Annotated in this window: 8 protein-coding genes; all 8 read right to left on the reverse strand. The window is 58.2% G+C overall.

Annotated elements, in window-relative coordinates; genetic code table 11:
* Window positions 1–26 precede the first annotated feature (26 nt).
* On the reverse strand, window positions 27–2,135 hold the full coding sequence (gene brxL / locus CNE_RS16235; RefSeq protein WP_013958175.1) for a BREX system Lon protease-like protein BrxL: 2,109 nt from the start codon (window positions 2,133–2,135) through the stop codon (window positions 27–29).
* Window positions 2,132–4,660 (reverse strand): PglZ domain-containing protein, encoded by a 2,529-nt coding sequence (locus CNE_RS16240; protein ID WP_013958176.1) that lies wholly within the window; start codon window positions 4,658–4,660, stop codon window positions 2,132–2,134. Before CNE_RS16240 ends, brxL begins: the two co-directional genes overlap by 4 nt.
* A gap of 182 nt (window positions 4,661–4,842) precedes the next feature.
* A complete protein-coding gene (locus CNE_RS16245; RefSeq protein WP_013958178.1) occupies window positions 4,843–6,750 on the reverse strand; it encodes a BREX-1 system adenine-specific DNA-methyltransferase PglX in 1,908 nt (635 codons plus the stop codon).
* Window positions 6,747–7,916 carry a hypothetical protein gene (locus CNE_RS39285; protein ID WP_080569557.1) on the reverse strand — a complete coding sequence of 390 codons (1,170 nt, stop codon included), beginning with the start codon at window positions 7,914–7,916 and terminating at the stop codon, window positions 6,747–6,749. Before CNE_RS39285 ends, CNE_RS16245 begins: the two co-directional genes overlap by 4 nt.
* A complete protein-coding gene (locus tag CNE_RS16255; RefSeq protein ID WP_041228188.1) occupies window positions 7,913–9,802 on the reverse strand; it encodes an Eco57I restriction-modification methylase domain-containing protein in 1,890 nt (629 codons plus the stop codon). Before CNE_RS16255 ends, CNE_RS39285 begins: the two co-directional genes overlap by 4 nt.
* A 30-nt stretch (window positions 9,803–9,832) precedes the next feature.
* Complete coding sequence (locus tag CNE_RS16260) at window positions 9,833–10,165, reverse strand: hypothetical protein (protein WP_041228190.1); 333 nt, start codon at window positions 10,163–10,165, stop codon at window positions 9,833–9,835.
* A gap of 10 nt (window positions 10,166–10,175) precedes the next feature.
* A complete protein-coding gene (locus CNE_RS16265; protein ID WP_013958180.1) occupies window positions 10,176–12,887 on the reverse strand; it encodes an ATP-binding domain-containing protein in 2,712 nt (903 codons plus the stop codon).
* Window positions 12,888–12,889: 2 nt separating this feature from the next.
* The gene (brxC, locus tag CNE_RS16270; RefSeq protein WP_013958181.1) at window positions 12,890–16,534 is read right to left on the reverse strand and encodes a BREX system P-loop protein BrxC; all 3,645 of its coding nucleotides are present in this window, start codon (window positions 16,532–16,534) and stop codon (window positions 12,890–12,892) included.
* Between the last annotated feature and the right edge of the window lie 21 nt (window positions 16,535–16,555).

Below are 16,555 nucleotides of genomic sequence, written 5' to 3' on the forward strand. Positions count from 1 at the left end.
GCGGTACTCGCCTGGATGCCATCCCGTTACGCGCGAAAAATATCTACCTTGGTTTCAAGGCACTTGCGTAAGCTCAGATCAGTCGCGCCCACCTCGAACCAGCTGCCAGGCTTCTGATAGAAGTCCAAGCCCCGACCGATCTTGATGATCCATCCGTTATCGAGGCGAATCTCGCGATCGTGCATATTGGGGTTGAGCTTGACTTCAAGTTCAACGTCCAGTTCCAAAAGGCTCTGCTTAAGCTCTTCCATCTTTTCGGCGATTTCCGCGAGCTGGGTCTTGTCGTCGTACCCGGTGATTAGATTGATCTTCTTCACCGTGTTGGACTTCAGGACAGTTTCGCAGAAGCGCACAAAGTTCTGGATCTGATGCTGGAGGCGGATGTATGGGTCTTCGATGACTACGACCTTCGCTCCCTGCAAATACGGCCCCAGGATCGACTCATAACTGTAGCCGGTGTCGCCATATAGGATGCTGAAGTGCTGTTCCTTTAGCTCGACCGTTGTCGGCGTATGTGCCTCCCCCGCAGAAACCGGCGCAAGCGCCGTGGGGTCCGCTGAAGGCTCCGCCTCAACGGCCGGTGCGTGTTCAGCGCCTGCCTTCTCTTCCACAACCGAACCCAGTTGCTCCACTGATTGATTCAATCGGCGGCGAGCCGGCTGCTGTGTCGCTGCAGCATCCTTCGACTCCGGACAGAAGACCACAACCTCCTCCCCTGCCGCCTTGAAGTAAGACAGATTGATCAGTGCAAACTCATCGTCTGGTTTGCGCTTGTTCATCTGTTCCTTCACGCGTCGCCGGCACTCCGCGGCATAGGCAACGTACTCTTCGAACTCTTGGTCAGTCGGAGCGCCGGTCGGATGCAGGATTTTCAAAAATGCACAGACCGTCTTCTTGATCCCCTTCTCGTCGCGGCCCTCGATCGACTTGCCAAGCCGGATTCGCTTGCTCACTTCTTCGTACCGGTTGGTGTGTTTGAACTGGTAGTGGAAGGCCTCGGCCAGGTAGTCCGTGATGAATCCGTAGCGGCTCGTCAGGAACTCGCTGCTGTTCTTGGGCATCTCCCAGCCCGGAATGAAAGCGGCGAAGCGGTCCATCACAGCGAGATCCAGCTCGGGGGGCAGGGGCTGGAAGAGATCGTATTCGGTGGAGTTCACCACCTGTTGCACCGACAAGTCGATATTGCCGACGAAACTAAGGCTTGCATCGGCAATGACCTCTGCCCCACGCGAAAAGCGGCCGTTTGCCATGAAGTCTTTCATGATCTGGATGGTATCCGGATCACGCACCTTGATTCCGCCAACCTCATCGAAGGCGACGGTATCCCAATAGCCGACCAACCCCACCTTGCGTCGGGCATTGTTGTAAAACAAGGTCGCTTTGGTAGCCTGTCCGCCGGAAATCAGTGTTGCGTAGGGCGAGAACTCACTGAAGAAGTACGACTTGCCGGTGCCGCGCGGCCCGAGTTCAATATAGTTGTAGTTTGGCTCTACCAAGGCTGCAAGACGCGCGATGAAGTGCATCTTCACCCTATGTGAGAGTTTGGATGGCTCGAGGCCCACCGACCGCATGATCACGTCGAGCCATTCATCACGGGTGAAAGTGGCGCGGCCCTCAGCATAACGCTCGAAATCAAAACGAGAAAGCTGGATCGGTCGTAGGTCCTCGATGTAGAAAGCGTAGTCGTCTTCCTCGATGTCGTTGTGCGACAGAGTCACCTCGGCCCAAATGCCCCCCTCCAGCAGTCGGTCGTTGTCCCGGTAAAACTTCTCACCGATTGCAATGCGCTGCGAATTGAAATTCTCCAGCGACGCCCAGTGGCGTTTTTCTTTTTCGACATAGCGGACGTGCACCTTGTCGATGAAGCGGTGCTTGCCTTTGGTAGCAACCTTGGATTGCGCGGCATTGGCCTCATCGGGCCGGACGTAATTGTCCTGCAGTGTTGCCAACACCGCTTCCATGCCCGCGTCCATCTCTGCTTGGTCGTCGCTGGCGCAAAAGCGTGCCAGGAGAAACTCCAGAACGAAGGTCGGCACGTTGGTGCCCTTCTTGATGCGGTGGAGCAGGTCCTTGCGAACCACTTTGCCATCAAAGGCTGATGTCAGCTTCTGGTCGAGTGCATCTGGCAGGTTCATACGGTGTAATCCGTTTCCAAATTGAGCGAGCAGTAGCTCGCCAAGGTCGTTGGGTTCAGCGCCTTTACCGAGAACTTGCCCTCGAAATCCGGTTCCATTCGCAGTGCAATCTGTTTGCGCTGCCCCGACATCAACGTCACAGTCCGTGTAGCCGGGTTCACGTCACCGCCTGGACGTGGCTCACCAACCACATTGCCCTTGCTGTCCTGGGCCTCTAGCAGGATTTCGACACTCATCCCCTGTGAAAAGATATCTTCGGAGACCAGTATGACTTCGAGAACGGGAACTCGTGTGGTAATTCGTTTGGCGCCGCTCTTGTACGACAGCTCGACGTTCACCTTGCGCAGCTCTGGCTGTTCGGCGGCATCGAGGCGAGCAATCAGCAACGGCACGACGGCCTCCGCCAACGATGCCCCGCCGTGGAAATAGAGGTGACCGGATCGGTAGGGAGCCATGCTACGAGGCATCGCCACCTGTGCGAAATCCCCCCGAATGCCAACCTTCTCGGCACTGACGACCAGACTGTGGCTATCCGCCGCACCCTCACCTAGCATCATGCGGTCATGTGCATTAACCGGCCACTTGCCCTGAGGCTTGACGCAGACGTCACCAGCCTCCGCTTGGGCGTTAAGAAAGAAACCATGGTCCGTCACGATCACGGCTTCTTTGAAACCCATGCCACGCAGTTTGTGCAGAGCTACCCGGATCAGCTTGAGAGTGCCCGGGATGAGGCTGAGCGTCGTCTCCGGGTTGCTCTCCAGATGGCTGTCGATTTCCGTTGATCTCAGCACCAGCAGATCGACAGTTTCCGCAATTTTTGCTTTTCCGCGAACGAAATCGTTCAGCACCATCTCATCGAAGCGGTCACCGAGGCGCCTTCTAAACGCATCCATGCGCTGGTTCACGTTACCTACCGGCGCCCCCGCCAACTTCGGGATCAGGGATTCATTTTCGAGTGCCAATGTCAGCTTGGCGTTTGCCCCTGGCAGCAGACTCGCCATCCCAACCAGCGTGATGGTGGGCAACTGCGCGTAGGCAGCTTGCAGTTCGACGGGGCCGTCTTCGGCAAGCAGCTTTTCGAGCGCCACACCCAACTCGTAGCGCAAGGCGTCGACCATCAGGTAGGCGACCTTGCGACCACTTTCCTTGAGCCGGTCAGCCACCAAGCGATCAAAGGCATCGGCATTCGCCATGCGACCGGTCGGTGGCCACCCGGCGGTCTCGACGTGTTTTACGAACACTCCCTGCACCTTTTCCGCGAGGCGGCGATAACGGGCTCGCGCTTGGCTGATCACTTCGTGCATCAAGCCGTGTTGATCGAGAAAATCGCCGACCGCTTGTTCAAACTCACGTTGAAGTCGATCCGCCTCGCGCAGACTCCCCAAGTAGAAGTCGAGCAGATCGGCTTGGGATCGGGCGTGATCCGGTAGCTGGCGCTCGTAGTCCTCGCAGGCCTCCACCAGGCTGAGTCCAGCCCGCACCAACTCCCACTGCGCCTGACTTTCGCCCTTGCCGCGCCATACTGAATTCTTGTGGCGCGCCAGCACACGGCGCGCGGCGTCGGTGTCATTGGACGTGACGCCCTTGATCGCCGTGCGCAGGAAAGTTCGTTCCTCAAATGGGAAGGTGTCCCGCTCGCCCAGGTCATCAATGGCACCGCACAGCTCGGACAGGTTCAACTCTGCCTCAATGGCCTCGGCCCGCTCGATATATACAGCGCGCGCCCTCGGATCGCTACGCAGCCGGTCGCACACCTCCTCGACGATAGGCCGGGCTTCCATCGGTGCATGCGGCACGCCCTTCAGGGTGTCTGGCAATGCTCCTGGCAAGTCGAAGACAAACTCGCTGAACAATACATAGCGCCAGAGCTCGTCTGCCAGTGCTGCCCATGTCTTGCCACGTGTCTTCACGGTCATGGCTAAAGTTGCCCGTAGGAAGTCGCGGGCCTCTTGCACCCACCCTTCCTGGCCTTTCAGCGCTTCGGCCTGGGCTGCGTTAGGTGCCAACAAAGCTGCAAGAATTTCGCGGCCGGACTCGACCTTCAGGGTGGCGCGTAGCTGCGGCCAACTCACTCCACCACCGATCGCGTCAATCACGGCAAACGTCGGCCCAGCCGACGATCCAGCAAACACCTGACGAATCTCCGTGGCGTGATCAGGCCTGGCGCGCAGGCAAAGGCTCAAGTACTCGTCACCATCGTCTTGCGGGAACACCGCGCCGCACTCCGCGTAAAGTGCGAACGGGTCCGCCTGCTTTTGTTCTTCTGTTTCTGGCCGCCTGCTTGGCACATAGATCAGCACACCCTCGAGAGGGGCCTTGGGTTGTCCCACTTCCCGCAACGCCAGCAGCGCCGCCTCACGGCTTTCAATGCTGCTCTCGGCTGCGTCCACCACGCGCACCTTGTCGGCCGCCAGATCAAAGCACTGCTCGCGGTAGCGCCTATCGGCGTCGTACACCACCAGGCACCCCGCCTCTTTCAGACGCGGACGCAGCACACACTCTCTAATGAACTCGGCAATGGTCACAGCGCCCCCTTAAAAATCCAAATGCTTTCCGCAGTGGCCGGTCACGAGTTCTTTCTCGCTGCAATCCACTCAAAATGCACGCGCAAAGTCTCAGCCAGACTGTCCTTCACGCCATGCTTCAGATGTTTTTCCATGAGGAATTCACGGCTAAAGGCCATCTCGGTAGTCTTGAACGCTGTTGATCATTCCGCGCCCCCAACCTTCTTCCTGTCGCGCGCCTTTTTTGGTTGCCCCTCGGGCTCGACGTACAGATCCTCCAGTCCATGCGCTATGGCAAGCGATTTGTCGCTCTTGCACTTTTCACGCACGCACTCGGGCCAGTAGTTCATGGCCAGATGCGCCCAGTTGAAGTCGCCTTTCTCCAGCTTGGCCCAAGTGTCCTTGATCACCTTCTGCCAGGGCTTGTAGCGAAACAGCGGCCACAGGGGCGCGGCAGTGATTTGAACGCCATCGTCGCGGTTCGGCTTGTAGGTGGGCGCGAGCTTGAGCAGGGTGTCGCGCAGCTCCATCAATTCCAGCTCGAAGGTTTGAAGCGATTCGAATTGCTTTTCTTCTTCGCGTGAGCGGGCCGCGCCTTTATTGCGCAGCGCGACCACATCGTTACCCACCTGCTTGAGCTTGGGTTCTATGAAATCATTGATCGCCGTGTAGAGCGTCTGGCTGCTCAGGCTGGGGTAGTAAACCCACAGCGTGTAGCTACCTGACGTCGTGGCCAGCGGCCAATAGATGGGCGCCTTGCGGCGGCTCTTGGAATAGCGCTGTAGATGGAATGCGAAGAAATCCCGTTGCAGCCAGCGGCGTACGTCGAACGGTACCGGTGCATCGACGCGAACTAAGGCCTCTTCCATCAAGCGGGCAAGGTCATTCGGGTGGCCGGGGTCGTCGACCAGAATGCCTGCGTGAGCATGGAAGGGCGTGGCTCCGTCCGGCAACATTCCAGGAGACTTTGCGGGCAAGGGATCGAATGGTTCTGGCTCTGACGGCGCTTCGCGCTCGCCAGTTGCTAGTCGCCAGTCGAAGCGGCCAAAAGCGACTCCGACAGCCCAGCTGAGTAGAGTGTCGGTGGACGGCAGATCTATTTCACTGCCCTTCTCATCTTCACTGTTTGACTCATCCTCGTCGCCTCCCTGTGAGTCTTCCTCTCCGCCAAAACACTCTCTTATCTGGCTGAGCGTAAGGCAGTCTGCTTCCGTTAGGCCGTAAAGATCAAACGCAATGGCGTCGACCTTGGCCTGAATTACCTTGAGTTCTAATTCGACCGTCGCAGGACTGAATTCGCCGAGCCTTCCGCGGATGGCAGCGGGCAGTAAGAACGCGTGTGAAGTTTCAATAACCGAATCGAGACTCCTCCTGATCGACCAGCCGCGCTTAGCAAGGCAAGAAAGCTCTTCGCTTGTATTCTCGTTGATCTTTGGGATTGGCAATTGATTGATCAATCCCGTTTCATATTGCACACCTCCCACTTTGCCCGCAAAGAGGCGCACCAGATGATCGAGCGGTCCAGAATTGAAAATGCCCGCCAATGCAAGCAATTCACCTTTTGGCGCCAAGGCGACTTTGCCGCCGACGCTGAAGATGCATCCTTTTGGGACTAACTGCGCTGAGAACGAGATACCGCGTAGCGGCCAGGTTAGAGCGGGTCGAAAGTAGTAATCTAGAGCCTCCGGACGATCCAGCCAACGGCCGGGTCTGCCGACAAAACCCCTAAATGTTTCCCGAACATCGTCCCAGTCAACCACTTGTTGGATGTCAGAATAGAAACGAGAGAAACTGCCACCTTTTGTAAATGGAACCCACCGGCACTTGCTTTTCCCTTGACGTTCCGCAGCTTCCCACCAGACTCGAACGTACCGGAAATCATCACACGTAGATGCCCCTCGGGTCGCCAGCCGTTCTTCACTTTTGAATGGGCGATGCGTCTTGAACATCAAGCGAATGCGGTCGCTCACCCAGTAAGCAAAAGGCACCCCTGGGATTTGACAAAAGCTGGCTGCGTCAACTTCAAACACATTTTCACCGCCATTGCGAACAGCATTCGCAAGTGCATTCTGCTTGTCCTTTTCAGTCAAGAGACGCAAAAAAATAGTCATTTCCTCACCCCTCCGCTGGATTTCGTTGACTCAACATCAAGCTCAATGAAGAGCTCTTCCAGTCCATGCGCTATGGCAAGCGATTTGTCGCTCTTGCACTTTTCACGCACGCACTCGGGCCAGTAGTTCATGGCCAGATGCGCCCAGTTGAAGTCGCCTTTCTCCAGCTTGGCCCAAGTGTCCTTGATCACCTTCTGCCAGGGCTTGTAGCGAAACAGCGGCCACAGGGGCGCGGCAGTGATTTGCACGCCATCGTCGCGGTTCGGCTTGTAGGTGGGCGCGAGCTTGAGCAGGGTGTCGCGCAGCTCCATCAATTCCAGCTCGAAGGTTTGAAGCGATTCGAATTGCTTTTCTTCTTCGCGTGAGCGGGCCGCGCCTTTATTGCGCAGCGCCGTCACGCCCGCGCCGACTTCCTTGAGCTTAGGCTCGATGACATCGTTAATCACCAAGGCGGCGAGCGTGGCTGGCTGCTCGGCGTTGAGGTCGGGAACGGGAGTTTTCTGGATAATGCCGACTTCGTATGAACGGGCGGCAGCATCGGCTGCGGCCAGCTGCAGCGACACCAGCAGACCGAAGGCATGGCTGTTGGTCAGCGCCAACAGCGCAAGCAATGAATCAGGATCGTCCTCAGCCACGAAGGCAGCCGGCCCTTTGTCGGCAAAGATGCAGCCTTGGGGCATGGCGCGCAAGCCAAGATCGCTAGTCGTGCGCCTCGGCCAGGTGAGGCCGGGGCGGAGATAGAAGTCTGGATTTCGGACAACACTGCCACCAAAAGCATTCAGCACAGCCCCCTCATTTGCCCAACTGACTGCAAGATACGTATCCGCATAGAAAGGAGAGTAACTTCCTCCCTTTGCAAAATTGATCCAATTCTGACCGTCCACTTTGGTTTCCCAAGCGATACGTACAAAACGGAAATCATCTGCAGTCGCTAGTCCCTGGCGAGCAGTTCGCTCATCGCACTCCAACGCTGGGAGCCGACTGAACACTCCGCGCACTGACTCGCCAACCCAATACGCAAACGGCTTCCCCGGCACAGCATTAAAAGACTCCGAGTGGACCAGAAAGTGACGCGGATCGTCGCCACCCTGGCGCAAGTGTGCGCACAGGCTGGCCAGGGCTTGTGCCTTGTCGGCCTCGTTCAATAGACGCAAATACTGGCTCATGCCTGCTTCTCTAACACATAGGCGGCGGCTTCCACCATCGCATCGTCCATCACGCCATGCCCCAGATCAGCCATGACTTCTGGTTTGGCCATGCCCAACACAACCTGTTCACGCCAGTTCTGAAAGCTGGAGAGAAAAAAGCAGGTACGCGAGGTGATCGCACCGATCCGTCCACCGATACGTAGCAATTCGAGGCCGCGCTCGACGAAAATGGCCAAGAGATCGTTTTTGCTACGCGGATAGGCTTTGGCGAGTTGATCTTTCGTGCTCGATGCCAATGCGCCAAAGGGCGGATTCATCACGACCACATCAAATACTTCACTGGTCAAATCGATCAGTCGCAGGCCCTGCAAGGCGTCTTGCGCAAATAAGCGACCTTGATAAGTGGACCTGGCTGCCTGGGCAAACTCGGTCAGCGCATCACGCAGACCAGATTCAATCTGCTCCCACGTTTTCATGCGCTTCTCTTTGAGCAAGTCACCATGCTCGCCGTAGACTTGGCGAATCAAATGCGGCAGGGCGCGCTCTACCTGGAGTAGCGCCCCCATCTCGGGCAGCCCCTTCAAAAGTTGCAGGGTTTTCTCGAACAACTCGGCGTCCAGAAGATCAAGCTCGGCGGTGAATTGGTGTCGCAATTCCCGTTCAGCCGGTGGCGCAATAGCCGCCACCACATGCCCTCGTCCAATCAACGGGCGATCTTTTGCCTTGACCCCCGCGTCGTGCCACGCGCGTTGCGCTCGGAGCCACAGCGCCAGCGAGGCGATTTGTGCGGCGCGCGGATCAATGTCCACGCCGTAGATGTTGTGCTCGATGATCAGGCGCGGCACATCACGCAGGTACGCGTCGTGATCGGCATAGGTCTGGCTCAGTGGCCTGAAGCTGTCCAGAGGTTGGGTGGAGACATCTAGCGAACCGGGGCCATGTTGCTGCTCCCAGGCCCAGGCTTCACGATGAATCTCGGCAAACAAGTCGAACGCGTACAGGCCGAAGTGCATCGACCCACAGGCCGGATCCAGCAGCTTGAGGGTGCGCGGGTCGCGCAGCTTGGCGGCCGCTTGCAGCGATTCATCGGGCTTGACCAGCAGGTATTGGCAGCGCTCGCGTAGAGGTGTCTGTCCACCCGTGGCGTTGAGCCACAGCCGCCCCAGGGTGTTGTCGACTAGAAACTCGACCACGTAGCGCGGCGTGAAAAACTGGTTGCGCACGGCCAGCTCGCGGCTGCTGCGCGGCGCCTGCGATGCGTCGCGCATCGCTTTGCGCTCTTCCTTCGAGTTGAAGTACTGGTAGATCCAGCCTATGGTTTCATCCTCGCCCCACAGTGGGGCGATATCGGCATCGTTGATCAGATTAAGCACTTGCAGCAGCGCCGCCTCGCGCGGGAACAGGCGACCCTGCGGTGAGTAGCGGTCGAACAGGCCCGGCAGGTCTTGTGCGAGTTCATCGAACACGCTGAACAGGTACACGCGATAGGCATCGCCGGTTTCACCCAGGCCGGTGCCGGCGAGCCGCGCGTAAAGCTGAAAGCCCTTGGCCTGGAAGCCGTTACCGACCGACTCGACGAGCAAGCCGCGCGCTTCCGCCATACGCAGAGCCGCCAGGCGGTTGAGCACGGTAAAGGCTTGCTCGCGCACGATGCGGTCCAGCCCCTGTGTGGCGTTCATGTCGCCACTGGCTGTGTAATGCGCTAGGGTGTCGCGCAAGATGCGTGCGGTTTCGCGCTGAGCATCATTGATGTGGCGCAGGCTGGCTAGATCCGCGACCGTGCCAGCATTGGGATCCATGCCGTAGTCGTTCTGCAGCTGGCGGGTGAACTCTTCTTCAAGCACGCGGCGCGCGTCGTTGACGAATCGCTGCAGGCGGGTTCTTGTGGTTTGGTCGAAGGCCATGCCTGGGAGATTCCTTGCGGTTTACTTTAGTTACCAATTGGTTGTTCGGTAAGCAGCTGTAGTGGCGCGCTTTACCACTTCCTCAATAATTAGAGGCACGTAACTGAGCACAATCTGTTCACTTGTGACTTCTGAGTGATCGACGTTCGATTTTTGCCATTCGAGAATTAACGCTTGTTTCTCGTGCGACCGGAGACGCATTAAAGCGCCTTCTGCGACAAGATCAAACTCACCCTGGCGCGGATAGAAAATTTGATATCCGGAATCCAAAATTTGGCGCTTTAGCTCCCACCATAAGTACTTGTTGTGGTGAGCGACGTAGAAGATCACATCTCGAAGAATTTTCTTTTCAGCCTTGTTCATCACCACGTCCTCACCTGTTTCCAAGTTCGCCCGCCCCGGGCGCTTGCCAATCCTGGACAAAGTGAGGGCGCAGCCCCTCGATGGCGGGCGGCAAGGCTCCCTCACAAGTCACGCCCAGGTATGTGGCCGCTCGTGTGGTGCCGACATACAGGTATTTGTCGAACAGAGCCGGGTGCACCGCGGCGAGTTGGTCAACGCCAACAAAGAAGACGGCCTCGAACTCTAGGCCCTTGATGTGCTGCATGTCGAACACACGCACATTGCTTTCTTGCCCAACAGTCTGCCCCTCATGGCAGGCGACGACTTGAATGTTGTGCTCGGCCAGAGCGGCGTTCAGTGCTTCCGCAATCGCTTCAACCCGGACTTCTCCGTTTACGAAGATGGCCGTGGACGGCAGCTGACCGACAAAGCGTTCAATTTCGCGGATGCGATCCGCCAGCCAAGTCACCACGTCTTCGCCGGCGGCATGTTCGAGCAGTGCAGGCGCAACCCCGCTGCTGTCGACGTGGGCCGGGAGGCTTACGTGCTGCTCGGCACCATTCACGTCGCGGATCATGGCGCAGGCAAGATCGTTGAGTTGCTTGCTCTGGCGGTAGGAAACTGCGATCTCTTTAATGTCAAAGTCGGGGAAGACCCATTTCAGGTCATCTGCCGTCCTGGCGCCCCAAGTGGTCAGGCGCTGGTTGAAGTCGCCACATGCAAAGAACGAACGCAGCCGCGGATGGGCCAGCGCCGCCATGCAGGCCAGCTGAATGGGCGAGAAGTCCGTCACCTCGTCAACGAGAATCTGGTTACGGTAGTGACCAACGATGGGCTTGAGGGCCGACCAGGCAGGGTTGTCGATGTCACGCTGGACATTCGGTCTGCCGATCAGGTCGCCTGCTGCGCGTAGGATGGCCAGCAGCACAATGTCCAATTCAAGCGGGTGTATATCCCTCACCTCGAATCCCTCGCTGGGGTACCATTGGCCTTCACCCTGGCGCTGACGTCTGAACGCGCGGTATCGATTGGGAATACCGTCGATGTATCGTTTAACCGGGCTGACGAATCGTCGCGCGTAGGTCTGGATCAGGAGGCTTGCTCCAACTTCACCCCGGTCCACCACTTGGAGCGTGCGATCACCTAACCATTCGGCGATTTTACCGTTACGCGAGGTTTTGCTGAGCGTGCGTTTGGACGCCGCAGCTCGCGCCTGGGCTCGCACCGCTTGGTTATATGCAGCTACGATCCTTTCGATATTCGTTCTGGGCGCGCTGCTGTAATCGTCATCGTCATCCTGTTCGTCTGCCTCATCCGATTCAGAACCCGCCCCCTGCTGCGGGCTATCGATGAATTTTCCGAGAGCCCCAACAAAGCTCTTGTCTCGGTTGAGTTGAAGGTTCAAAGCATTGCGAATCTTTGCGTCTGTGTTTGACTTTAGATCAGCGATAAGGGTCTGCACCTGCCGCACCTCTGCGGCCATCGCACCAAATGTGGATGCCAATGCGACTGCCTCTGACCGATCGAGAATGGCCGCGAGGCGGCCGCCCAGCCCTTGAACTTCTGATGGTTTCGCTTCGCTGAGCAGAGCGGCCGCTTCACGCAACTCCTGAATGTAGGCGTTGCGCTGCCATGCATCGAAATCGCCGAACCACTGAATGGGGCTCGTCAACGCATGCGCGTTCAGGCTCTGAATCCCGTCTTTCAGTACAAAGGTGCCGCCGCCGGCAGCGGTGCGCAGCACACCGAAGGCATTCCTGGCGAGCTCGCGCCGGTAGTCATGCCAGGTTCTGATTCGAAGATCGGACGCCGGGACGCCCTCGCGTGCAAATGCTTCCTTGAGGTACTGCTTTAACAGCTCGGTGGGCGTGAACATCAGCCAGCTGTCGGCGTGCGCGATCCCCTGTGCTGCGCTAAGACTTTCCACCAGAGGCTGTTCGCCTTCCTCCAAGAAAGCGGCATCGAGCTTTTGGCCAAGGCGGCGGATCAAAGTTGTGGTTTTGCCAGTGCCGGGTGGGCCCAAAATCAGCAAGCGCTTGTCGAGCGGCAGGCGGAAAATCTCGTCTTGATACTGATCGAGCACAGGTTGATCCCTGAGCCCCATCTTCGTGATCACGCTGCGGCGCACCCCGTCGATGATGTTAGCCTTGTGAGTTTCTTCGGCCAGGAGCTGCCCCAAGAGGTCTTCCGTGACTTCTTCGCCGGCAATCTCTGTCAGCAGCGCCCGCAGCGACTCGATCGTGATCGGACCAACGTGTTTTGCCTCAACGACGGTGTTGTGGGAATCCCACCCGTCGGGCATTGAAGTTGGCTTTAGTTGAGCACGCTCCAAGACCTCGACAACGGTTCCGTTTGGCAGCGTGAGCTCGCTCCCTATCGCCAATGAGGCCAAACGCCCAACTGGGGCGCGGTAACTGGCAAGGTTTGGGAACCCGGATATTGGGCTAGTACGGCAGATGTAGTAGATCTGCTTTTCACCGGACTCGTCGACCACCACGACACGCGCAATGGCAGGCTCTGCCGCCAACACCAGCTGACTTTCACGGTTGGCCTGACTGATCTGATCCAGCCTTTGGATGGCCGAGCCCGACGTCATCGTGTTGACGCTTGCCAGAACATCGAAGCCAAGCGTTCGCCCGTCGCTGAGCTTACGCTTGGCGGCGGCGGCAATACTCTCGAGTTGCGTTAAGGCTTCAGCAGCGACCTGCTCGACGTGATGTCTGGAATCCGTCGTCAGCTTCATAATCAGGCTCCATCCGTTCCAGGCTGAGCGCCGACGACGAACGACACTTCGATTTCGGCATAGAGGCCGAGCTGTGCCTTGATTTCATGGAGCTGCTGGATCAGTGCATCAATGTCAGCTGCCGATGTCATCTTCACCGGCACAGCGATCGATTTGGTGAGCTTCGCCGGACCTTTCTCGCCCGTCTTGGCACGCTCTTCTTCTATTCGCTGGCGCAAGCGTTCTTGGCCCTGGCGTTGGATGGAACGTTTCAAGTCCTCCAGTGTGCTGTTGATGTCGTAATCGCGGGCCAGCAGCTTTTTAAGACCCGCCAGATCTTGGGTGGTGGCCAAGATGAGGCCATCCAGCTGGTTCACAGCGTTGCCGCGTTCTTCTTGGGTGAGTTCTTCCCACTCAGGAAAGCGCTGGAGATCTTCAACGCCTTCCTTCAGGCGCAGCTTTTGCTGGTCGGATAGTGAAATGACCGCATCACGCACGCGGCCCTTCAGGTGGGTGAGCTGCGAGTTGAAGTCGGCGGTGTGCTTGTAGAAGTCCTCTTTGCCCAGGCGCTCCGCAAGGGCTCCCAGGTCTTCTGCGAGTTCGCGACGCAGCTCTCCCGGCACGCCGGTGTCGGGCAGCGACTCGATGTCGCGGCGATGGGCTTGCAAATCCCGCAAGGTGACGTCGAGCCCGTTGTCGAGTGCGCGCTTGACATCTAGCGCCCACTTCAGGTTGTCGTAGATGGCAGAGGTTTCGGCGCCCAGGCGCTGGGGGGCGTCCGAGGCATCGGTGAACAGGACGTCGGCGATATCCTGATTCAAGGTGCGAACGCGCTCCGCTCCCGCCAGCCCAAGTCCGGCGAGCTTTTCGGCGAGAGAACCATAGTCATGCTGAAAGCGCGGGAAGTACTTTGCCGCCGCTTTGCTGATCTCTTGCTCAAGCGGGAAGACCATGTCACCGACCAGTTCGGTGAGCCGCTCCGCTGCCCGACCAAGGGTTTCGATGGAAGGACGCTCGTCGCGCAGCGCAACACCGATCTGCTTGAAGGAGTTGTTGGTCTTCAGGGCATCGATCGCCTGCTGGCCTGCAGCAGTCACTTCTCGGCCAGATACCTTGAGCTTGATTTCACCGGCCATGAGCATGGCGGCCACGATGTAGCGTGTCGTATCGGGTGACCAGCCGAACGGATCGCTGCTGAAATCGTCGAGCAGGCGCTTGCCATCGACCGTTCCGCGCTTGTCGATGTAGTCGCGGATGCTGATCATCGCCTTGTGATCGGTCTTGAACGAGGCGCGGCCGGCGACCGTCTGAACCAGGCCGAGCGGGTCAAGGCTGCTGCCGATTGCGGCGGGGTTGGCGACTTTCAGGAATTTCTCGGCCGTGTCGGTGCCTGCGCGCACCGGTGCTTCCACATAGCGGTCGAACACCTGGTCAGCCACATCGGCGAGCAGCTTCTTGGCCGCTTCCAGCAGGTCGGCATCCAGCGCTGAGACCGCCGTGGCCTGGCCACGGAACACAAACGAGCCGGCCTGCAGGCTTTGTTTGATCTTGCTCTGGAGTTGGGTCGCGAGTTTGGCTGCACGTTCAAGCTGGCCGGTACAGTAATCTTTGACCTCCTGGTCGGGCTCGTTTCGGTGCAGTTCGGCGATGCGCTGGCAGCGATAGATTTCGTTGGCCAGATCGTCCAGCTCGGTGTTGGAGCGGGCCAATAGCCCGATGACGTTGCGGCCCGCGCGGCTGCGGGAGTCGTCCAATATGCGGTTCTTGGCGGTCTCGTATTCACTAGCCGGTACCAGTTCTACGACGGTTTGAATGGTGCTCTGATCAGCAGCCAGGCTGGTGATGGCGCTGCCGGCTTGGACCTTCAAGCCTGTCGCAACGGCCATCGTGCCGTGGAGGCTGACGCGGGGTAGCGGGTCAAAGGATTCGCGCAATGCATCGTTGAAGATGCGCTTCACATCGACGGTACGCAGTGCAATGGCACCACGCTCTTGCGCGATGTCGCGCAGTTTCTCGCTGAGGAAGCCGAGGCTGCCATCTTTCTCGCCGAGGGGCACATGCACGTCACTGAGCATGTCTTCCACAGCTTTCTTCACCGTGTCGAGCTGCGAGGATGCAGTGACCAACGGGTGCATCAAGCTGGCAACGTTTTGTACCGATACCGGCAAGTTGCCCAGAATTTGCAGTACGGCAACCGTCTTAGCGATGTCCTGATGCAGAGTCGAGTCGGAGAAGCGAATCTGAACTTTGCCGACAGCCTGATGGATCGACGGGAATGCCCGGCGGATGTCCTTTTCCAGCTCGTCATACAACGTGACGGTCGTCGCGAGCCAACCCACGGGCTGATCGGCCATTGCCTTGGAGCCGCCGCCCTCGCCCTTGAGGACGTCCTGGATCACCTTGATGGCAGAGCGTAGGCCGATGCCGCCGGTGGACTTGGCCAAGGCGCCCAGTAGGTGCAGAAGAATGTCGAAGTGAGCCGGCAGGAACGGGTAGAGATTGGTAAAGCTCTCCTTGCTGAAGTCCGCGTCATAATACTTAGCGTCCTGCAGCTTGGTGTTATGCCGCAGCGCTTGGCCGTGGGCATCGAACAGCTTGCCCAGCTCGGTCTCGCCAGCTGGCGATTTGCCGAGCAGACGGCGGTAGCAGATCTCTTTGATATCGCTCGATTCAAGGTCGATCTGAATCGGGAAGCGATCCTTGAGCTTGTAGAGCTTGTCCGAGTTCAGCGCCGCGCGTGGGTCGTCTTCAGTGAGCGTTTGCTGCGCAGTGGAGACGATCCAGGCCTTGCCGTCGCCCAAGCGCTTGAGATTCTTGGCCAGGCCATCGAGGTTGAGGATCAGGTTGTCACGCGAGGCCACGTACTGTCCGACTTCGTCGACGATGAAGATGATGTTCTGCTTGCCGCTCTTCTCGCGGACAATGTCGATCATTTCTTGCACGCGCTGGTCTTCGAACTGGAAGAAGCCTTCGGTACTGGAGGAGAACGATTTGGCCTCCGGGAAAAGCCCCAGATACATCTCATGGGCGATCTTAGGGATTAGCCCGTCGATGGCGAGCGGGTTGTTTTGAACCCTTGCCCAGGTCGCACCCGGCAGGGCCTGGGCGATGCGATCATGTAGCTCAGGGGTGCGACCATCCTTTTCAACCATGCGCTCAAAGGCGGCAACCTTGAGGTTTCGCGAGTAACCGGCCCACTGGAGCACTTTGAAATAGAGGACGGTGGAGACGTCTTCCATCGTGGCGCCTGCGAGCATTTCGCTCGCCAGGTCCAGCATGACCACGGCCGCCGGGAACCGCTGCGCTACGGTGTTCAGCAGGGCCTTGGTTTGCGGCTTATGCAGGCGGTCCTGCAGGTACTTAATGAACGGCGTGCCATCGATGGTGCGCTGATCATCGAAGGCCAATCCGAGATACTTGGTGAACGAGCTCTTACCTGATCCGTAGAAGCCAGAGACCCAGACTCCAACTTCGTTCTCGCCACCCGATTCCATCGCCAGCTGCATCCGATCAAGCAGCTTGCGGAACTGCTCCTCGATGCTTTCGGTGACCACATACTCGGAGATCTCAGCCTTGAGGCGGCCTTCCTGCGAGACGCCGTAGGTGATGACCTTCTCGATGGTCCGGTAGATGTCCTTGCTTGGGTCGAAGAGTGAGCGGATGGTCATAGGTTTGTCTCAGGGTTCCTT

It is taken from the genome of Cupriavidus necator N-1, from assembly GCF_000219215.1.
Taxonomy (GTDB): Bacteria; Pseudomonadota; Gammaproteobacteria; order Burkholderiales; family Burkholderiaceae; genus Cupriavidus; species Cupriavidus necator.